Annotated in this window: 19 protein-coding genes; 11 read left to right on the forward strand and 8 right to left on the reverse strand. The window is 69.7% G+C overall.

Features of this window, described 5'->3' with window-relative positions; genetic code table 11:
* Positions 1-389 precede the first annotated feature (389 nt).
* Positions 390-584, forward strand: coding sequence for a DUF5999 family protein (locus OHA25_RS18475; RefSeq protein WP_327588799.1), 195 nt, complete (start codon positions 390-392; stop codon positions 582-584).
* Positions 585-694: 110 nt separating this feature from the next.
* On the opposite strand, the gene OHA25_RS18480 is transcribed toward OHA25_RS18475, so the two are convergent.
* The 3 genes from OHA25_RS18480 to OHA25_RS18490 form a co-directional block, all read right to left on the reverse strand.
* Entirely contained in the window at positions 695-2,347 is a 1,653-nt protein-coding gene (locus OHA25_RS18480; protein ID WP_327588800.1) for a fumarate hydratase, read from the reverse strand.
* A 100-nt stretch (positions 2,348-2,447) separates the two neighbouring features.
* The gene (locus OHA25_RS18485) at positions 2,448-3,917 is read right to left on the reverse strand and encodes an ATP-binding protein (RefSeq protein ID WP_327588801.1); all 1,470 of its coding nucleotides are present in this window, start codon (positions 3,915-3,917) and stop codon (positions 2,448-2,450) included.
* 79 nt (positions 3,918-3,996) lie between these two features.
* Positions 3,997-4,923, reverse strand: a complete 927-nt coding sequence (locus OHA25_RS18490) for a DMT family transporter (RefSeq protein WP_327588802.1) — start codon at positions 4,921-4,923, stop codon at positions 3,997-3,999.
* 68 nt (positions 4,924-4,991) lie between these two features.
* Between OHA25_RS18490 and pdxR the strand changes: the two genes are divergently transcribed.
* Entirely contained in the window at positions 4,992-6,398 is a 1,407-nt protein-coding gene (gene pdxR / locus OHA25_RS18495; protein ID WP_327588803.1) for a MocR-like pyridoxine biosynthesis transcription factor PdxR, read from the forward strand.
* Here pdxR and OHA25_RS18500 read toward each other — a convergent pair.
* A complete protein-coding gene (locus OHA25_RS18500) occupies positions 6,395-7,558 on the reverse strand; it encodes an MFS transporter (RefSeq protein ID WP_327588804.1) in 1,164 nt (387 codons plus the stop codon). The genes pdxR and OHA25_RS18500 overlap by 4 nt on opposite strands.
* Before the next feature lie 93 nt (positions 7,559-7,651).
* On the opposite strand from OHA25_RS18500, the gene OHA25_RS18505 reads away from it, so the two are divergent.
* On the forward strand, positions 7,652-8,236 hold the full coding sequence (locus OHA25_RS18505; protein WP_327588805.1) for a TetR/AcrR family transcriptional regulator: 585 nt from the start codon (positions 7,652-7,654) through the stop codon (positions 8,234-8,236).
* A 44-nt stretch (positions 8,237-8,280) separates the two neighbouring features.
* Here OHA25_RS18505 and OHA25_RS18510 read toward each other — a convergent pair whose 3' ends face one another.
* Positions 8,281-8,967, reverse strand: a complete 687-nt coding sequence (locus OHA25_RS18510) for a DUF998 domain-containing protein (protein WP_327588806.1) — start codon at positions 8,965-8,967, stop codon at positions 8,281-8,283.
* 76 nt (positions 8,968-9,043) lie between these two features.
* Between OHA25_RS18510 and OHA25_RS18515 the strand changes: the two genes are divergently transcribed.
* Together OHA25_RS18515 and OHA25_RS18520 are read left to right on the forward strand one after the other, a co-directional pair.
* Complete coding sequence (locus tag OHA25_RS18515; RefSeq protein ID WP_327588807.1) at positions 9,044-9,187, forward strand: hypothetical protein; 144 nt, start codon at positions 9,044-9,046, stop codon at positions 9,185-9,187.
* A 55-nt stretch (positions 9,188-9,242) separates the two neighbouring features.
* A complete protein-coding gene (locus OHA25_RS18520; RefSeq protein WP_305920971.1) occupies positions 9,243-9,893 on the forward strand; it encodes a DUF1707 SHOCT-like domain-containing protein in 651 nt (216 codons plus the stop codon).
* 68 nt (positions 9,894-9,961) lie between these two features.
* Here OHA25_RS18520 and glpX read toward each other — a convergent pair whose 3' ends face one another.
* Positions 9,962-10,990, reverse strand: a complete 1,029-nt coding sequence (glpX, locus tag OHA25_RS18525; RefSeq protein ID WP_305920970.1) for a class II fructose-bisphosphatase — start codon at positions 10,988-10,990, stop codon at positions 9,962-9,964.
* Positions 10,991-11,208: 218 nt separating this feature from the next.
* Here glpX and OHA25_RS18530 point away from each other — a divergent pair, with 218 nt between their 5' ends.
* Both OHA25_RS18530 and OHA25_RS18535 read left to right on the forward strand, forming a co-directional pair.
* Entirely contained in the window at positions 11,209-11,817 is a 609-nt protein-coding gene (locus OHA25_RS18530) for a TetR/AcrR family transcriptional regulator (protein WP_327588808.1), read from the forward strand.
* A gap of 11 nt (positions 11,818-11,828) precedes the next feature.
* Positions 11,829-12,359, forward strand: a complete 531-nt coding sequence (locus OHA25_RS18535; RefSeq protein WP_327588809.1) for a DUF4245 domain-containing protein — start codon at positions 11,829-11,831, stop codon at positions 12,357-12,359.
* Positions 12,360-12,407: 48 nt separating this feature from the next.
* On the opposite strand, the gene ychF is transcribed toward OHA25_RS18535, so the two are convergent.
* Positions 12,408-13,484: a redox-regulated ATPase YchF gene (gene ychF / locus OHA25_RS18540; protein WP_327588810.1), complete on the reverse strand. Its 1,077-nt coding sequence runs from the start codon at positions 13,482-13,484 to the stop codon at positions 12,408-12,410.
* A gap of 79 nt (positions 13,485-13,563) precedes the next feature.
* On the opposite strand from ychF, the gene rmuC reads away from it, so the two are divergent.
* Positions 13,564-14,820 (forward strand): DNA recombination protein RmuC, encoded by a 1,257-nt coding sequence (rmuC, locus tag OHA25_RS18545; protein ID WP_442942121.1) that lies wholly within the window; start codon positions 13,564-13,566, stop codon positions 14,818-14,820.
* A 61-nt stretch (positions 14,821-14,881) separates the two neighbouring features.
* Positions 14,882-15,358 carry a DUF6542 domain-containing protein gene (locus tag OHA25_RS18550; RefSeq protein ID WP_305920966.1) on the forward strand — a complete coding sequence of 159 codons (477 nt, stop codon included), beginning with the start codon at positions 14,882-14,884 and terminating at the stop codon, positions 15,356-15,358.
* A 26-nt stretch (positions 15,359-15,384) separates the two neighbouring features.
* On the opposite strand, the gene OHA25_RS18555 is transcribed toward OHA25_RS18550, so the two are convergent.
* Positions 15,385-16,353 (reverse strand): 4-hydroxy-3-methylbut-2-enyl diphosphate reductase, encoded by a 969-nt coding sequence (locus tag OHA25_RS18555; RefSeq protein ID WP_327588811.1) that lies wholly within the window; start codon positions 16,351-16,353, stop codon positions 15,385-15,387.
* Positions 16,354-16,453: 100 nt separating this feature from the next.
* On the opposite strand from OHA25_RS18555, the gene OHA25_RS18560 reads away from it, so the two are divergent.
* Together OHA25_RS18560 and xseA are read left to right on the forward strand one after the other, a co-directional pair.
* The gene (locus OHA25_RS18560) at positions 16,454-17,203 is read left to right on the forward strand and encodes a hypothetical protein (RefSeq protein ID WP_327588812.1); all 750 of its coding nucleotides are present in this window, start codon (positions 16,454-16,456) and stop codon (positions 17,201-17,203) included.
* 26 nt (positions 17,204-17,229) lie between these two features.
* A complete protein-coding gene (gene xseA / locus OHA25_RS18565) occupies positions 17,230-18,441 on the forward strand; it encodes an exodeoxyribonuclease VII large subunit (protein ID WP_327588813.1) in 1,212 nt (403 codons plus the stop codon).
* The last annotated feature ends 31 nt before the right edge of the window (positions 18,442-18,472 follow it).

Raw genomic sequence — 18,472 nt, forward strand, 5'->3', positions numbered from 1 at the left:
GTCGAGCGGCACACACCGGTGGCACGCAAAGATGCATGATGCCTAGTAGGGGACTTTCATGTGCGGGAAGGCCCGCTGACAGGAACTCAAGAGAGCCGTCAGCGAGTTGTAAGGGTGTCGTAAGGGGGCGGGGGCATGGTTAAGCCAAGAGAGAAGGCGATCTCCCAGAGACGGCCGAAAGTGTCAGTGCCGATCGTCACACTGGGAGTGAATCCGGAGCTCGACAACTAACCGCAGACCGTTGAGGGACGTGATGAAGATGCGCCAGACACAGGTTCGCCGCCGGCCGAAGAAGCCGACTGGAGCCGCACTGGACCTTCGCACGCCGTCGGGGCGCAAGCTCCCCTTTTGAAGACCCGGAATCCGCAGCGCCAGCTGAGAGGTGCGCAATGTGCAGTCACTTCCCCCCTTGCCCCAGTGCCGAGGCGCCCGATCGTGAGGCGTCGCACGTGATCTCGGCCCACCCCGACCAGGGCTGGAGCCTGTTGTGCAACGGTGTCGTGCTGTTCGAGGACACTGGTCTGCTGCTGCCCGACGGCAGCGTCGTGGCACCGCACCGGGCGCCCCTGCAACTGGCCGCCTGACCACCCCCTGGCTCGCCAGACTCCCTAGCTCACCCCACCCCTAACTCACCCGACGCCGGTGCCGAGCGGCGCGAAACACCCGGCACCCTTCGGCGTCGGCAGGCACCCGCTCAGCGACGCCCGATCGTCAGGACAGGCCCCGTGCGATCGGTGAAGAAGTCTTCGCCCTTGTCGTCGACGACGATGAACGCCGGGAAGTCCACCACCTCGATCTTCCAGACCGCTTCCATGCCCAGTTCGGGATATTCGAGCACCTCCACCTTCTTGATGCAGTCCTGCGCCAGCCTGGCCGCCGGACCGCCGATGGAGCCCAGGTAGAACCCGCCGTACTTCTGGCAGGCCTCCGTGACCTGCTTGGACCTGTTGCCCTTGGCCAGCATCACCATCGAGCCGCCCGCCGCCTGGAAGCGCTCGACGTACGAGTCCATCCGGCCGGCAGTCGTGGGCCCGAACGAGCCGGAGGCGTAGCCCGACGGCGTCTTGGCCGGTCCCGCGTAGTAGACGGCGTGGTCCTTCAGGTATTGCGGCATCTCGCCGCCGTTGTCCAGCAGCTCCGCGATCTTCGCGTGGGCGATGTCGCGGGCGACCACGAGAGGGCCGGTCAGCGACAGCCGGGTCTTGACCGGATATTTCGTCAGCTCGGCGAGGATCTCCGGCATCGGCCGGTTGAGGTCAACCTGGACGACATCGTCGGACAGGTGCTCGTCGGTCGTCTCCGGCAGGAAGCGCGCCGGGTCGGTCTCCAGCTGCTCCAGGAACACGCCCTCCGGCGTGATCTTCGCCAGTGCCTGGCGGTCGGCCGAGCACGAGACGGCGATGGCCACCGGGCAGGACGCCCCGTGCCTGGGCAGGCGGATGACGCGGACGTCGTGGCAGAAGTATTTCCCGCCGAACTGCGCGCCGATGCCCAGCTTCTGCGTCAGCTCGAAGACCTTCGCCTCCATCTCCAGGTCGCGGAATCCGTGCCCGGACGGCGACCCTTCGGTGGGGATCGAGTCGAGGTAGCGGGCGCTGGCGTATTTGGCGGTCTTGAGCGCGTACTCGGCGGAGGTGCCGCCCACGACGACCGCCAGATGGTACGGCGGGCAGGCCGCGGTGCCGAGCGAGCGGATCTTCTCCTCCAGGAAGGCCATCATGCGCTTCTCGTTGAGCACGGCCTTGGTCTCCTGGTAAAGGAACGACTTGTTGGCCGAGCCGCCGCCCTTGGCCATGAACAGCAGCTTGTATTCGTCCGGATGGCCGTGCGGGTCCTCGGCGTAGAGCTCGATCTGGGCCGGCAGGTTGTTGCCGGTGTTCTTCTCCTCCCACATGGTGAGCGGGGCCATCTGGGAGTAGCGCAGGTTGAGCCGCGTGTAGGCGTCGTACACGCCGTGCGTGATGTGCTCGGCGTCGCGCCCGTCGGTCAGCACGTGGCGGCCGCGCTTGCCCATGACGATCGCGGTGCCGGTGTCCTGGCACATCGGCAGCACGCCGCCGGCCGAGATGGAGGCGTTCTTCAGCAGGTCGAGCGCGACGAAGCGGTCGTTGCCGCTGGACTCGGGGTCATCGACGATCTTCCTGAGCTGGGCGAGGTGGGAGGCCCGCAGGTAGTGGGAGATGTCGTGGACGGCCGTCTCGGTGAGCAGCCGCAACGCCTCCGGCTCGACCTCGAGGAACGTACGCCCAGCCGCCTCGACCTTCCGCACCCCCTCCGTCGTGATCAGCCGATATTCGGTCTCATCGGCTCCCAGCGGCAGCAGGTCGGTGTAGTCGAACTCGCCCATGTCCATCCTTTCGCGTTGCCTAGAGATTACGCGCTCGCTCTCTCCCTTCGTGCTGCGACCCAGCCGATCATTGGGCCCTTCGCTGGGGTTCGCGGTGGCGTCATGTGCCGTGGTAAAGCCGCCAGGCGTCGACCAGTTGGAGTGACGGGTCATGGGTGGCGCGGTGGCGCAGGTCATCGGTGAAGCCGTTGCCGCTGAAGCACACCAGGCGGGTGGCCTCGGTGGCTTTGCCCTGGGTGGTGAGCAAGGAGCGGATGTGTTCCAGGCGCTCGACATGGCCTGATCCCATGGTGTCGTTCCACTTCGCCTCGCCGATCGCGAGCAGACTTTCGCGGCCCTGCTCGTCCGTTCCGTGAACGGCCACGTCGACTTCGTGGCTGGTGCGGCCGGTCGGATCGCTCACCGTACCGGAGGCGACGCGACCGGGGTGGCCACCCAGCGTTTCGAAGGCGGCGTGCCAGCGCGTCCAGTCACGGCAGACCTGTTCGAAGTGAGGGCCGAGGACTTGACTGCGGAAGGTGCCTTGGGTGCGGCGCCAGACCGTCGGGGCGCGGCCAGGGCGTTCGAGGTCGCCCCAGTAGGGGCGCATGACGGAGTGGTAGAAGGTCACCAGTGGTTCGGAGATGCGATATTGGGAGCGGTTGCGGCGGAAGGCGTCGGTCTCGTGAGTGATCATGCCGACGTCCTGCAGAACGCTGAGCGGGTGGGCAAGGTCGGTCGACTTGCGGCCCAAGTAGTCGGCGATGCCGCCACGGGAGCTGTTGCCGTGGGCGATCGCGGCGAGCACCGAGTGATACAAAGCGGTGTCATGGAGCTCGGGCTCCTCGGCCAGGAGGTAGCGGCCCTCGCGGAAGAGCGGGCGGGCGGGGTTGAGCACGGCGCGGGCCACCCAGGCGTCGAAGTCGTCGAGGCCGGCGGGGACGTCGCCGTGGGTGAACTCCTGGCGGTAGGCAGGGGTGCCGCCGACGATCGCGTGGGTGAGCAGGGCGGTGCGCGGATCGGTGATCTCCCAGAATTCCGCGGCGAGCCGGAAATCCAGTGTGGGGACCGGCAGTTCGAGCCCGGCGCGTCCGCGCAGTGGTGCGCTGCCGGAGAGCAGGCGGCTCATGAAGGACACGGCGGAGCCGCACAGCAGGAGCCGCACCGGGGTGTTGGTGTGCTGTGCGGTGGGGTCCAGGGCGCGCTGGATGACGGAGGGGAGCGAGGGTGATGCCTTGGCGAGAAAGGGGAACTCGTCGATCACCGCGGTGACCGGCCTGCCCTGGTCTGCCAGGCGCATCAGCTCGGTGACCGCTTCGTTCCAGTCGGTGAAACGGAAAGGGGTGGGCTGGCCGCGGTGACGCGCCAGAGCCGCCCCGAACTCGTGGAGCGCGTCGGCTTGCGTGCTTTCCGTGGCGGTGAACATGAAACCGCCGGTAGCACGGGTGAGGGCATCGAGCAGGTACGTCTTGCCCTGGCGGCGTCGGCCGGTGACCACGCCCAGTGTGGCGCGCGGCCCCGGCAGAGTCGCGTAGCGGGTCAGCTCGGACCACTCGAAGTCCCGGTCGAACATTCCGGACGGCTTGTCCACGCCACCTCCCTTGAATAACTCCACCTATTATAGATGGAGTCATAGGAGCACGCTCGGCCACTCCGCCCGGCGACGCCGGCTATGGAACATCGGCTGCCGGAGCGTGATCTCGGTGGCTTTCGGCCGGCATGGCCGTATCCGTGCCGGCGGCCCCGGTATCCCCTCGATCCCGGCCGGCGGTGAGGCCCACGATGATGCCCGCGATCACCAGTCCTGCCCCGAGCAGGTCGTACGCGGACGGCGTGGCGATTCCCAGGACCACCCCTGTGGAGATCGCGCCCACCGGGATGAGCCCGGCGAACAGCCCGGCCAAGCCGGGACCGAGCTTGGGAAGCGCGGTGTACCAGAGGAAGAAGGCCAGCACCGTGATGACGACGGCCAGGTAGGCGAATCCGAGCGCCTCCGCCACCGTGGGCGTCCTGAACATCGCGGCGCCCTCGGCGAGCAGCCCGACCGCCACCAGCATGGGCACCGACAGCGCCGTCGAGTACGCCGACAGCCTGATCGCCCCCAGCTTCGGCAGCAGCGGGATGGCGAACACGGAGAAGCTCACCTCGCCCACGAGCGCGCCGAGCGCCCACAGCAGCCCGGGCAGGTTGCCCGTGCCGAGTCCTGTGGCCAGCGTTGCCCCGGCCACCACCACGCTGGCCCCGATCAGCAGCCGGGGTGCGGGACGCCCGCCGGCGAGCGCCAGCCACAGCGGGACGGTGCCGAGGATGGTCCCGACCAGCGCCGGGCCCGAAGAACGCGTGGACTCGATCACGCACACGTTGAAGAACACCAGGCCGAGCAGGGTGAGTCCGCCGAGGTAGAGGCTCTCCCTGAGCGTCAGCCGGACGAACCGGAGGCCGAGAGCTCCCGTTATGAGGAGCAGGATGACCGCTGCGACGAGATACCGGACGGCCTGTCCGCCGTATAGGGGGTATGCGCCGACGAGCCCTGACACCCCGGCCAGTGTCCCTACCAGGAACATGGCCGAGGCGGCGCCCAGTATGCCGTTTCTCATGTGAAGGATGCTAGGTAGACAATGGTTCGCACAAACAGTCCAATGTCCGGCCGAAAGTCAGGACCAATATGGCTGACCTCCATATCCAGATAAATCGCGATAAGGGGGGCATAGCTGGGCAGATCGCGTCCGAGCTGCGCGCCTCCATCCGCGGCGGCCGGCTGGCCCCGGGGACCCGGCTGCCCGCCACCCGCGACCTCGCCACCGACCTCCAGGTCTCCAGAGGCGTGGTGGTGGAGGCGTACGAGCAACTCGTCGCCGAGGGATTCCTGGTCTCCAGGGTGGGCGTCGGCACCCAGGTCACCCCCAAGAACTCCACGGTGACCACCCGCAGGCCGCCCCGGGCCGCGCCACTGCGGGCCAAGCCGGTGCGCCGCGCCACGGCCAGCCCTTTCTACGGACACCGCCCCACTTCTCCCGACCTCGGCCACTTCCCCAGGGAGCGCTGGCTGGCGGCGGTGCGGCACGTCCTGGCCACCGTCCCGTCCGACGCCCTCGACTACGGCGACCCAGGCGGCGTGCCCGAGTTGCGCGAGGAGCTGGCCGGCTACCTCCGGAGGGTCCGGGCGGCCGACGTGCGGCCGGAGAACCTCGTCGTCGTCGGCGGCGTGGCCCAGGGGCTCAGCCTGGTCCTGCACGTGCTGTCCCAGCACCGCGCGCCGCGCCTGGCCGTCGAGGACCCCACCAGTCACCGCCAGCGCCCGCTGCTCAGGCGGGCGGGCGCGCACCTGGTGCCGGTGCCGGTGGACGAGGAGGGCCTGGACGTGCGGCGGCTGAGCGGGGACGCGGTCCTGGTCACGCCGGCGCACCAGTATCCGACCGGCGTGGTCCTGTCCCCGGCGCGCCGCGCCGCCCTGATGGAGTGGGCGGCCGCGGGCAACCGGGTGATCCTGGAGGACGACTACGACGCCGAGTTCCGGTTCGACCGCGACCCCGTCGGCTGCCTGCAGGGCCTGGCCCCCGAACGGGTGGTCCTTTCCGGCAGCGTCAGCAAGGCACTCGCCCCCGGGCTGCGCATGGGCTGGGTAGCGGCCCCCGCCGAGCTGGCCGAGGCGATCCGGCGGGCGCGCGGGGAGCAGGACCTGGGCTCGCCGGTCATCGAGCAGTACGCGCTGGCCCACTTCCTGCGTACCGGCGGCTACGACAAGCATCTGAGGCGGATGCGCAGGGAATACCGTCGCCGCCGGGACGCCCTGGTCGCGGCGCTGGCGGATGACCTGCCCGAGGTGCAGGTCAAGGGCATCGAGGCGGGCCTGCACGCCTACTTGGAGCTGCCGGGCGGCTGGGACGAGCACCAGGTGGCGCGGATCGCGCAGGCCATCGGCGTGTCCGCCGAGCCGGTGGGGCCCATGCGGGAGTCGCCGGGGCCGCCGGCCGTCGTGGTCGGGTTCGCGCGGTTGCCGGCGCACAAGGCCGCCGAGGCCGTACGCGGCATCAAGGAGAAACTGCTGACCGAGGGAGAACGCCTCACTTAGCGCGAGGAGTCAGCGGCCTGCTTCGGCTGGAAGCCGGGCGCCAGCGCGATGATGGCGGCGGCCAGCACCAGCGGCGCGACGAACGCCACCCGCATGTCCGTGGCGTCCGCGATGCCGCCCACCAGCGCCGCGCCCACGATGAAGCCGACGTAGTTGAAGAGGTTCACCCGGGCGATGGCCACCCCGGTCCCTGCCGGGTCGAGCCTGCCCGCGGCCGAGAACGACTGCGGCGCGACCACCGCCAGCCCCATCCCCGTGAGGCCGAACGCGACGATGCCGAGCGGCTGGCTCGGGGCCAGCACGACACCCAGGAAGCCGAGCGTGGCGATCACACCGCCGATCCTGACGATGGCGGCGGGGCCGTACCTTCTGACCGCGACGTCGCCGCCGAGCCGGACGACCAGCGTCGTGGCCTGGTACGCCGCGTAGGCCAGCGGGATCACCTGCGGTCCCGCCGCCAGGATGTCCTTCATGAACAGGGTGTTGAAGTTGGAGACCGCGGCGTCTCCGATGTACAGGAAGGCCATGGCCAGGCAGAGCGGGAGAATCGGCCGCCACGGGAAGCGGCCCTCGGCCTGGACAGATGTGCTCTCGACCTTCTCCTCCTCGATCGTGCACAGGTTCGGCCCGGCGTAGAGCGAGCCGGCCAGGGCGACGACCATGGGGACCGCCATGACGAGCGGCAGCGGCAGGCCTGCGGCGACCGACGCCCACAGCGCCCCGGCCAGGCTGAACACGCTCCACATGCAGTGGAAGCCGTTCAGCACCTGCATGCCGTACCTGCGCTCGACCGCGACACCCTGCATGTTCATGCCGGCGTCCACAGCGCCCACCGCCACCCCGAACACCAGCAGCACCGGCACCAGCAGTGGCACGCTCGGCGCGAGCCCGGTCAACACCACGGCCGCGGCGACCACCGGCTGGGCGATGCGCAGCAGCAGCTTGCTGCCGAGCCGGGCGGCGAACGCGCCGGCCGCCACGCTGCCGACGCCCGCGAACACGGGCACGATCAGCAGCAGCAGCGTCAGCGTGCCCTCGTCGAGCCCGTGTTTGGCCTGCAGATTGGCGACCTGGATGAGCAGCGAGGCGAAGGACAGCCCTTGCACGGCGTAGACCACGTACGTGGCGAGGCGGGCCTGGCGATCACGCGGGGACGGCACGGCGGCCTCCTGATTGGGGGGAGATCAAACGTGAGGCGGGGTCAGGTTAGCGGCACGCCCAGCCGCCACGCCAGCACCAGATAAGGTGCCGGGGTGAAACGGGGAGAGGCGCGCAGGGACCGCATCCTGGCCGCCGCGCTCCTGGAGTTCGCCGAGAACGGCTATCGAGGGGCGTCGCTGGCCCGCATCGCCGAGCGGGTCGAGCTCTCCCAGGCCGGGCTGCTGCACCACTTCAAGAGCAAGGAACGGCTGCTCGTCGCGGTGCTGGACTACCGGGACGAGCTCGACCAACGCAAGGTCGACCTGGCCTCGGCCGGTGGGATCGACGCGCTGCGCGCCCTGGTCGGCGTGGTGGAGCACAATGCGCGGGCGCCCGGGCTGGTGCAGCTGTTCTCCGTGATCAGCGGCGAGGCCGTGACGCCGGACCACCCCGGCCACGAGTGGGCGAGGCGACGCTACCGCCGGCTGCGCGCCGACATGGCGGCGGCGCTGCGGCGGGGCGTGGAGCGCGGCGAGTTCCGCGCGGACCTCGACGCCGAGGCGCACGCCGACCGGCTGATCGCGATGATGGACGGCCTGCAGACGCAGTGGCTGATCGACCCGGACCGGGTGGACATGGCGGCCGTCTTCAGAAGCTACGTGGACGACCTCATCGCCTTGCTACGCCCGCCGATGTGACGACCGCCTCATCGCCCTGCCACGCCGTCGACGTGACGACCGCCTCATCGCCCTGCTACGCCTGCTCCGCCCACCGCCGTGACGACCTCGCCGGCTCTCTGGACGGCGTCGTCGCCGTCCCATCGCCGGGCGGCCCACACCCCCAGGGCGAGCAGCGCGGCGACCTCCGTGACCGCGAGACCGCGCTCCACCAGCCCGAGCGGCATGACCCGCCACCACGCCATCCCGGTCTCCGCGGCGATCAGGATCATCGCGCCGATGAACACGACCCACAACACCGAGCAGATCCCGAGCCCGAACGCCACGAGCGTGGCCTTAGACCGCTCCCGATGCCGCCACGGACGGGCGATGATCACTGCCGCGAGCGGCAGGCACACGAACGCGATGATGCTGCCCACGCGATGGATGCTGCCGCTCGTGCTCGGCCCGACCGACCAGTCGTGCTTCTCGAACCAGGCCGTCAGGAACAACCCCACGCTCCACCCCATGAGCGCCACGGTGCCGAAGACGCCGGCGAGCTTCTTGCGTGCCAGCGACACCCCGATGGCCACCGACCCGGCCGCCAGCAGGCCCACCGCGAGCCCGAAGATCCAGCCGTCAGGGCCGAGGCCGTGCTCGCTGATGGTCCTCCTGATCGGGTTCACCTCGTCGAGGCTCGTCAACTCCAGGCCCAGGATCACCGCGACGCCCGCGCCTGCCGCACCAAGTCCCCATCGTGCCGGTTGATACACGCACACCTCCCTTTGTCTGGATCAACAGGAAGAGTGTGTGCGGAGATTCCAAAAATTTCATGAGAGTGCGCGCAGGATGAGGTCGTCGCTCAGCTCGCGCAGCCGTTTCCTGGCCTCGAGATCGTACGCCTGCGCGTCCGCCCGGCTGCTCAACCGCCACGCCGAGGTGAACGACGACCTGGCGGAGGAGATCGCCGGGCTGGTGGCGCGAATCCGTTAGGAGTGAGCCCTTTCGGGACGAGCGAATCCTGCGGGCGCCAGATATCGTCATATGTGTGAACGAACGCGCGGGATCCTGGTTGCCGAAGCTGCAGGAAGTCGGAGAGCGGCTGGCCGAGGAGTTCGTCTCCGCCCGCCGCCTGCCCGCCTCGGGCGAGGTGCCGGCGCCGCACGAGCTACGTGCTTCCGACGCCGACCGTGAGCGCATCGCGCAAGTGCTCCAGGACGCGCACGCCGACGGCCGGCTCACCCTGGAGGAGCTGGAGGAGCGGCTCGGCGTGCTCTACTCCGCGCGCACGCTGGGTGAGCTGGCGCAGCTCACCGGCGACCTGCTGCCCGCCGACCAGCAGCCGCTCAACCTGGACGGCCGGCCCGTGTCGGCCATCTTCAAACAGGAGCAGCGCGGCGGACGCTGGGTCGTCCCCGCCGAGCTCACGGTGACGGCCATGTTCGGCACCACCAAGCTGGACCTGCGCGAGGCGATCCTGCAGAACCGGCGGGTCATCATCAACGCCACGCTCGTCTTCGGCGGGCTGGAGATCCACGTGCCCGAGGACCTCGAGGTGATCAGGGTCGCCAAGGGCAAGACCGTCCGGCTGAACAAACAGCCGACCGAGCCGGGCGCGCCCGTGGTCGAGGTCCGCACCACCAACTTCGCCGGTGACGTCAAGGTCAAGGAGCCGCCCCGCCGCAAGCGTCGCCGCTGACGCCGCCGCTGACGGGGCCGCTGACGGGGCCGCTGACGGGGCCGCTGACGGGGCCGCTCACCCGGGCCTCAGCCCGCCGTGTCGAAGTTGATCGCGCTGTACGCGCGCAGCTTCCAGAGCTGGTGCTCGCTCTCGATCTTGCGGATGGTGCCCGAACGGCCGCGCATCACCAGCGACTCCGTGACCGCGGAGCCGGCGCGGAACCGTACGCCCTGCATGAGCTCGCCGTGCGTGATGCCCGTCGCCGCGAAGAACACGTCGTCGGAGCTGACCAGGTCGTTGGTGGTGAGCACCTGGTTGAGATCGTGTCCCGCGTCGAGGGCCTTGCCGCGCTCGGCGTCGTCGCGTGGCCAGAGCTTGCCCTGGATCACCCCGCCGAGGCACTTGAGCGCGCACGCGGCCACGATGCCCTCGGGTGTGCCGCCGATGCCCAGCATCAGGTCGATGCCGGTGCCCGCGCGGGCCGCCATGATCGCGCCGGCCACGTCGCCGTCGGTGATGAACTTGATGCGCGCGCCGGTCTCCCTGATCTCCTTGACCAGCCGCTCGTGCCTGGGCCGGTCGAGCACGACCACCGTCACGTCGGACGGGGAGCAGTGCTTGGCCCTGGCGACTGCGGTGATGTTGGCGGACACGGGGGCCTCGATGTCGACAACGTCGGCCGCCTCGGGGCCGGTGACCAGCTTCTCCATGTAGAACACGGCCGAGGGGTCGTACATCGAGCCGCGCTCGCTCACCGCGATCACCGACACGGCGTCGGGCATGCCGAGCGCGGTCAGCCGGGTGCCGTCGATGGGATCCACGGCCACGTCGCAGTCCGGGCCGCTGCCGTCGCCCACGCGCTCGCCGTTGTACAACATCGGGGCGTGGTCCTTCTCGCCCTCGCCGATGACCACCACGCCGTTCATCGAGACCGTGCTGATCAGCTGGCGCATGGCGTTCACCGCCGCGCCGTCGGCGCCGTTCTTGTCACCGCGGCCGACCCACCGGGCCGCGGCCATCGCGGCCGCCTCGGTGACGCGGACGAGCTCCAGCGCCAGGTTGCGGTCAGGAGCGTGCTCGCTCGTGGCGAGCGCGGGCGGTACGGAATCGGACATCATTGGCCTCCTCGCAGACAACTCTCTCGATCGTAGTTGCCCTTCTCTTCCCGCCCAGAGGGGGATAACCTGCCGGGTCCGGCTTAGTCCTGTGCCTGCGGTAATCCGCAGAAGCATCGGTAAGCTCGACTTGCGAACGGATTTTGCGCCATACCCTGTGCGCGTCAGGGATCATGCCTTCACCATGGAGCATGGCGCCGCGCCGTGGAGGAGGGCGAATGAGCGATGTGGAACACGTGGTGGCTCAGCCGCGCACGTCCGAGCGAGGCGCGGCGACGCGCACCTCGCTGCTCGCCGCCGCGCGGGAGGTCTTCGTCTCGAAGGGCTTCGCCGAGGCAGGCGTGACCGACGTGGTGGCCAGGGCCGACGCCAGCGTGGGCAGCCTCTACCACCACTTCTCCGGCAAGGCCGACCTCTACCTGACGCTGTTCGAGGAGTGGCAGGCCAGGCAGACCCAGCGGACCAAGCAGGCGGCCAGAGCGGCCCGCGCCGGTGGCGAGAGCGACCCCATGGGGGTGTTCCTCAGCGCCGCCCGTGCCTACCTCGACGGCTGCATGGAGGAGCGCGAGCTGGCCGCGCTGTTCCTGCGCGGCGACGGCCCGCCCGGCTTCGAGGTGGTCATGCGCGACCGGCTGCGCATGTGGGCGCAGCGCAACGCGGCGCTGTTCGAGGACGAGCCCGCTCTGGTCGTGGTGGTCACCGGCGCGCTGGCCGCGGCCGTCTCCGAGGTGGTGCGCACAGGCGACCGCGGCTTGGCCGAGGAGGTCCTCGCCATCATCGGGCAGATCCGCCCGGCCGCGTCCGCGACCGCCCCCTCCAGCGGGTAACCTCGCCAACTGTGCGACGGTTCACCGAAGGTTTCTACGGCTACGCGGTAGCGCTTTTCGTCTGCCTCGCGGGGGCGGGGTTGTTCCTGCTGGCGGCCCCGCAGGGCCGGGAACCGCACATCCCGCGGCGCGACTACTCGATCACCGTCGCCAACTTCGGCCACTCGGTGCCCTATGCGGTGTGGGCGCCGCGGCAGGACCCGCAGGACTGGGTGCCCAACAGCAACAGGATCGCCAAGGGCGAGAACGGCGCCCAGGTTCTCTACCTCGGCTACGCCACCGCCAAGCGGGCGCACGCGATGTTCGTGCAGAGCAACGAGCAGCCCGCCGCCGGGTTCGCCGCCCGCATGGCCAACTCCGACAAGACCGTCGGCACGCAACAGGTCGGCGGGGTCGCGTGGGAGCAGCGCTATCGCGAGGACAAGAAGCAGCGCACGCTGGTCCGCTTCCTGCCCGACGTGACCCTGGTGATCACTGGCACGGCGGACTGGCCCGAGCTGGCCCAGCTGGCAGCCCTCCTGCAGCAGCGCCCCAAGGGTTAGCCCTCACGGCTCGCTCAGACGTTCCAAGGGGTAGCCCCCACGGCTCGCTCAGACGTTGAAGCGGAACTCCACCACGTCGCCGTCGCGCATCACGTAGTCCTTGCCCTCGACGCGGGCCTTGCCCGCGGCGCGGGCGTTGGCGATCGAGCCGACCTCGACCAGGTCGTCGAAGGAGACGATCTCGGCCTTGATGAAGCCGCGCTGGAAGTCGGTGTGGATCACGCCGGCCGCCTCGGGCGCGGTGGCGCCCTTGCGGATCGTCCAGGCCCGCGTCTCCTTCGGCCCGGCCGTCAGGTAGGTCTGCAGGCCGAGCGTCTCGAAGCCGACCCTGGCCAGCTGGCGCAGCCCGGACTCCTCCTGGCCGACCGACTGCAGCAGCTCGAGCGCCTCTTCCTCGTCGAGCTCGACCAGCTCGGACTCGATCTTGGCGTCGAGGAAGACCGCCTCGGCCGGGGCGACCAGCGCCGACAGCTGCTCCCTGAGCGCGGTGTCGGTCAGCTCGTCGGCGTCGAGGTTGAACACGTACAGGAACGGCTTGGCCGTCATCAGGTGCAGCTCGCGCAGCTCCTCGCGCTCCAGGCCGCTCTCGAAGATGGTCTTGCCGGTCTCCAGGACCGCCTTGGCGGCCTCGGCAGCCTCCAGCGCCGGCTTCTTGTCCTTGACGGTGCGCGCCTCCTTCTGCAGACGCGGGATGGCCTTCTCGACCGTCTGCAGGTCGGCCATGACCAGCTCGAAGTTGATGGTCTCGATGTCGCGCTTGGGGGAGATCTCGCCGTCCACGTGCGTCACGTCGGGATCGGTGAAGACCCGGATGACCTGGCAGATCGCGTCCGTGTCGCGGATGTTGGAGAGGAACTGGTTGCCCCTGCCCTGCCCCTCCGAAGCCCCCTTGACCAGGCCCGCGATGTCGACGAACTCGACCTTGGCGGGCAGGATGCGGGCCGAGCCGAAGATCTTGGCCAGCACGGGCAGGCGGTCGTCGGGCACGCCTACGATGCCCACGTTGGGCTCGATGGTGGCGAACGGGTAGTTGGCCGCCAGGGCGTTGCCGGTCTTGGTCAGCGCGTTGAACAGCGTGGACTTACCGACGTTGGGCAGGCCGACGATGCCTATGGAGAGACTCACGGATCCCAAGTTTACGTGCTGAGCGTAACGAGCGTGTCGGGCGGGGAACGGCGTGCCGAGTCCTGCAATCATCGATCGAGTGGACGTCGTCTCGCTTCTCATCGGGCTCGCCGTCGGGCTGCTCATCGGGTTCCTGGTCGCCAGGACGCGGGCGGCGGTGCGGGTGGCCGAGGCCGACGCGCGAGCCAAGAGCGCCGCGGAAAAGCTCGTCTACGTCGAGGAGCAGCTGGCCGAGCGGTTCCAGGCACTGTCCACGCGCGCGCTCGACGTCAACAACATCCGTTTCCTGGAGCTGGCCGAGACCAGGCTGGCGGCCAGCCGCGCCGAGGCCGCGGGCGAGTTGGAGCAGCGCAAGCAGGCGGTCGAGCACCTGGTCGAGCCGCTGAAGGACGCGCTGGCGCGGGTCGAGTCGCAGCTGCGCGACACCGAGTCCGGCCAGCGCGCGGCGCGGGCCGAGCTGGCCAAGGAGATGGAGTTCGTGCGCCAGAGCCACGAGCAGCTGCGCTCCCAGACCACCGCCCTGGTCCGGGCCCTGCAGCGGCCGGAGGCGCGCGGCCGGTGGGGAGAGCTGCAGCTGCGCAGAGTCGCCGAGATCGCCGGCATGCAGCGTCACTGCGACTTCGACGAGCAGGTCACGGAGGGCTCCATGCGGCCCGACATGGTCGTGCGGCTCGCGGGCGGCAAGAACATCGTGGTGGACTCCAAGGTCTCGCTGGCGGCCTATCTGGAGGCCGCTGAGGCGTCGGACGAGTCGCTGGCCACGGTCCGGCTCGACGCACACGCCAGGCACGTGCGCGAGCACATCGACCGGCTGGCCGCCAAGGCCTACTGGCAGGCGTTCAATCCGTCGCCGGAGTTCGTGGTGTTGTTCATCCCCGGCGAGGCGTTCCTGGCGCCGGCGCTCGAACGCGACCCCACACTGCTGGAGTACGCCATGGCGCGGCGCGTCCACATCGCCACGCCCACGACCCTGATCACCATGCTGCGCACCGCCCACTACGCCTGGCAGCAGGCCGCGCTGAGCGAAAACGCGCGAGCCGTCTTCGAACTGGGCAAGGAGCTGTACGAGCGGCTCTCGTCGCTGGGCAGGAACGTCGATGCGCTCGGCAAGGCGTTGACCCGGGCCGTGGAGGCCTACAACAAGTCGGTCGGATCGCTCGAAAGCCGCGTCCTGGTCACCGCGCGCAAGCTACACGATCTGGGCGTCGTGGACGGCGAGCTCGACTCTCCCGAGATGCTCGACGGGCTCCCGAGACCCCTGTCATCCCCCGAACTACTCGAAACGTCGCCTCTGCTTTCCAGCTCGAACGGTAAGTTGGCTCACGGGTCGCAGTAAACGGGGCCAAGGGAATGGGGGCGGTCCAGTGGGGGAGAAAGGCAGGCGTTCGGCTGTCAGGTTGACCGCTCGCGGCGCCATCGCGCTCGCCTTGGTCGCCACCCTGGCGGGCTACATCGTGGCGGCGCTGATCGATGTCCAGGAGGTGGTGGGCGCGGCCTTCGTCCTGGCCAGCCTGCTGGGGGTGCTCCTGGTCAACCGGCGTGAGCTGCTGTCGCTGGTGGTGACGCCGCCGCTCGTGTTCTTCTGCGCCACGCTGTTCGTGGAGCTGGGGCGGGCATTCGGCTCGGTGTCGATCGTGCAGTCGCTGGCCCTCGGCCTCTACACCTCGATGACGCGGGGCGCGCCGTGGTTGTTCGCCGGGTCGGCCATCGTGCTGGGCGTGGCCTGGCGGCGTGGGCTGCGGGACAACGTACGCGACCTGCGGGCGGAGCTGAAGGCGGGCGCGGAGGTGCCGCGCCCGCGCCAGCCGTTCGTGCCCGAGCCCGAGGGCTATTTCGAGCCCAAGGTCTACGGGACGCCACGCGGCGACGATTAGCGGCCGCGTGGCGTGGACGGCGTGGACTACGAGACGATCCTGAGGTCCTTGCGCAGCTCGTGAGGCAGGGCGAAGCGCATGCTCTCCTGCACCGGCTCGACCTCGGTCACGTCGCCGAACCCGTGCTCGGCCAGGTGCGCGAGCACCTCCTCGACCAGCTCTTCAGGGACCGAGGCGCCGCTGGTGACGCCGACCGTGGTGACGCCCTCCAGCCACTCGTCGCGGATGAACCTTGCGTTGTCGACCAGATAGGAGGCGTCGGCGCCGTAGTCCTTGGCCACCTCGACCAGGCGCTTGGAGTTGGAGGAGTTTTCCGAGCCGACCACGATCACCAGTTGCGCCTCGGCGGCGATCTCCTTGACCGCGATCTGCCGGTTCTGGGTGGCGTAGCAGATGTCGTCGCTCGGCGGGTCGAGGAGGTTGGGGAAACGTTGCTTGAGCTTGGAGACGGTCTCGGTGGTCTCGTCGACCGACAGCGTGGTCTGCGACAACCAGATCAGCTTGCTCGGGTCCTTCACCTGCACCCGGTCGACCGAGTCGAGGCCGTCGACGAGCTGGATGTGCTCGGGGGCCTCTCCGGCGGTGCCCTCGACCTCCTCGTGGCCCTCGTGCCCGATCAGCAGGATCTCGTAGTCCTGTCCCGCGAACCTCTTCGCCTCGTTGTGCACCTTGGTGACCAGCGGGCAGGTGGCGTCGATGGTGCGCAGGCCGCGCTGCTTCGCCTCGGCGTGCACGGCCGGCGAGACGCCGTGGGCGGAGAACACCACGATCGCGCCCTCGGGGACCTCCTCGGTCTCCTCGACGAAGATGGCGCCCCTGGCCTCGAGCGTCTTGACGACGTGGGTGTTGTGGACGATCTGCTTGCGTACGTAGATCGGAGCGCCGTACTGCTCCAGAGCCTTCTCGACCGCTACCACGGCTCGATCGACTCCGGCACAGTAGCCCCGTGGCTTGGCTACAAGGACTCGGCGGGAAGTGAGGGTCTGGGGCTCCATACTTTCTATGCTACGTGGAGCGGCCATCAGGCCCGCGCGTGCGTGGTCGCCCGCGGTTTGCCAGACTGGCCGTCCCATACAGACCTCCCAGGGAGACGTCATGTCCCTTAGCGACGTGATACGCAAGATCACCAAGACCGTCACTAACAAGGATGAGCTGAAGGAGAAGGCCAAGGACCTTCCGCTCATGGTCATCCAGTCCACGCTCAGCGCAGCAGGGCAAGCGCTGCTGCTGGTGGACCGGGTGAAAAACTCCATCAAGGGCCTTGGCGCCAAGGAGGAGCGCGAGGAGGAGCAAGTCTCCCGTCCTTCCGCCGCCGACCAGGTGGCCGCGCCCCCGGCGGAGGACAAGCCGGCCAGAAAGGAGCCGGTCATCTTCGCGCCGCGACCGGGCGCCGCCGAGCCGAACGGCGTCGCCAAGACCAAGCCGGACCCGGTCATCTTCGCGCCGGCGGGGAAGGAGGAGCCGGTCGCCACCGCCGAGCCTGAGGCCCCCGCCGCCGAGCCCGCCGCCAAGACGGAGGCGAGCCCCAAGCCCGCCGCCGAGACGAAGGTCGTGGACGAGCCCGCCCCTGCCGCGGAGCCGAAGGTCGCGCCCGCCGCGCCCAAAGCCGTCGCCGAGCCCGCGGTCGCGGAAGTGCCCGCTGCCGCGCCTGAGCAGGTCGCCAAGCCGGCCGAGCCGCTGCCCGGCTACGACGAGATGACCGTCGCCTCCCTGCGCGCCAGGATGCGCGGCAAGACCGCCGAGCAGATCAGCGACTTCCTGGCCTACGAACAGGCCACGCAGGGCCGGCCCGAGGTCGTGCGGATGTTCGAGAACCGCCTCGCCAAGCTGCAGGCCGGAGAGTAGTCAGAGCGAGCCCGTAGTCTTCCGCCATGACCGAGAAGACCTCGCCCGAGTCCCCGCTCCCCATCCGCACAGTCCTGCAGATGGTGGGCGGCTGGATCGCCAGGCTCGGCACGGTCTGGGTCGAGGGGCAGATCACCGATCTGAGCGCCCGCGGCGGCACGGTGTTCCTGACCCTGCGCGACCCGGTCGCCAACGTGTCCGCCAGGGTCACCGCTCCGCGTGGCGTCTACGAGGCGGCCGTGCCGCGACCGGCCGACGGCGCCAGGGTCGTCATGCAGGTGAAGCCGGACTTCTGGGTCAACAAGGGCTCGTTCGCCTTCACCGCGTTGGAGATCCGCCCGGTCGGCGTGGGCGAGCTGCTGGCCAGGCTGGAGCGGCTCAGGCAGTTGCTGGCCGCCGAAGGGCTCTTCGGCGCCGAGAGGAAGCGGCGGCTGCCGTTCCTGCCGGGCACGATCGGGCTCATCTGCGGCCGCGACTCCGCGGCCGAGCGCGACGTGCTGGAAAACTCCCGCCGGCGCTGGCCCGCCGTGCGGTTCAAGGTCGAGGAAGTGGCCGTCCAGGGACCCTACGCGGTGGGCGAGGTGACGGAGGCGCTCCGCAAGCTGGACGTGGACGCCGATGTCGACGTGATCGTCGTCGCCCGCGGCGGCGGCTCTCTGGAGGACCTCCTGCCGTTCTCCGACGAGACGCTCGTCCGCGCGGTGGCGGCCTGCCGCACGCCCGTCGTGAGCGCGATCGGGCACGAGCAGGACAGCCCGCTGCTCGACCTGGTGGCGGATGTGCGCGCGTCCACCCCCACCGACGCCGCCAAGAAGGTCGTGCCCGACGTCGGCGAGCAGCTGACGCTGGTGCGCCAGCTGCGCGACCGGGGCCGCAGGGTGGTGAGCGGCTGGCTCGACCGGGAGATGTCCTGGCTGACGTCCGTGCGCTCGCGGCCCTCGCTGGCCGACCCCGTACGCGAGCTCGAGCGCAGGGCCGAGCAGGTCGAGTCCCTGCGTGACCGGGCCAGGCGCTCGTTGTCCGGCTCGCTCGACCGGGCCGCCGACGACCTGGTCCATCTGCGGGCCCGCCTGGTCGCGCTGTCCCCGGCGGCCACGCTGGAGCGGGGATACGCCATCGTCCAGCACCCGTCGGGCGAGGTGGTGCGCCTGGCCAAGGACGTGGCGCCCGGCTCACCGCTGACGATCCGCCTGTCCGACGACAGACTGAGCGTTCGGGTGGAAAACGATGACACGTAGCGGCCTTGCCTCATGACCTGAGCACGCGCCC

The organism is Nonomuraea sp. NBC_00507 (assembly GCF_036013525.1).
In the GTDB taxonomy this organism is placed as follows: domain Bacteria; phylum Actinomycetota; class Actinomycetes; order Streptosporangiales; family Streptosporangiaceae; genus Nonomuraea.

Bases quoted from the DNA above. Each gene is read 5' to 3' on its own strand.
- OHA25_RS18515 (WP_327588807.1), top strand. From the start codon at position 9,044: ATGAGGTCGTCGCTCAGCTCGCGCAGCCGTTTCCTGGCCTCGAGATCG.
- glpX (WP_305920970.1), bottom strand. From the start codon at position 10,990: ATGTCCGATTCCGTACCGCCCGCGCTCGCCACGAGCGAGCACGCTCCT.
- OHA25_RS18480 (WP_327588800.1), bottom strand. From the start codon at position 2,347: ATGGGCGAGTTCGACTACACCGACCTGCTGCCGCTGGGAGCCGATGAG.
- OHA25_RS18475 (WP_327588799.1), top strand. From the start codon at position 390: ATGTGCAGTCACTTCCCCCCTTGCCCCAGTGCCGAGGCGCCCGATCGT.
- OHA25_RS18530 (WP_327588808.1), top strand. From the start codon at position 11,209: ATGAGCGATGTGGAACACGTGGTGGCTCAGCCGCGCACGTCCGAGCGA.
- xseA (WP_327588813.1), top strand. From the start codon at position 17,230: ATGACCGAGAAGACCTCGCCCGAGTCCCCGCTCCCCATCCGCACAGTC.
- OHA25_RS18555 (WP_327588811.1), bottom strand. From the start codon at position 16,353: ATGGAGCCCCAGACCCTCACTTCCCGCCGAGTCCTTGTAGCCAAGCCA.
- OHA25_RS18490 (WP_327588802.1), bottom strand. From the start codon at position 4,923: ATGAGAAACGGCATACTGGGCGCCGCCTCGGCCATGTTCCTGGTAGGG.
- OHA25_RS18560 (WP_327588812.1), top strand. From the start codon at position 16,454: ATGTCCCTTAGCGACGTGATACGCAAGATCACCAAGACCGTCACTAAC.
- pdxR (WP_327588803.1), top strand. From the start codon at position 4,992: ATGGCTGACCTCCATATCCAGATAAATCGCGATAAGGGGGGCATAGCT.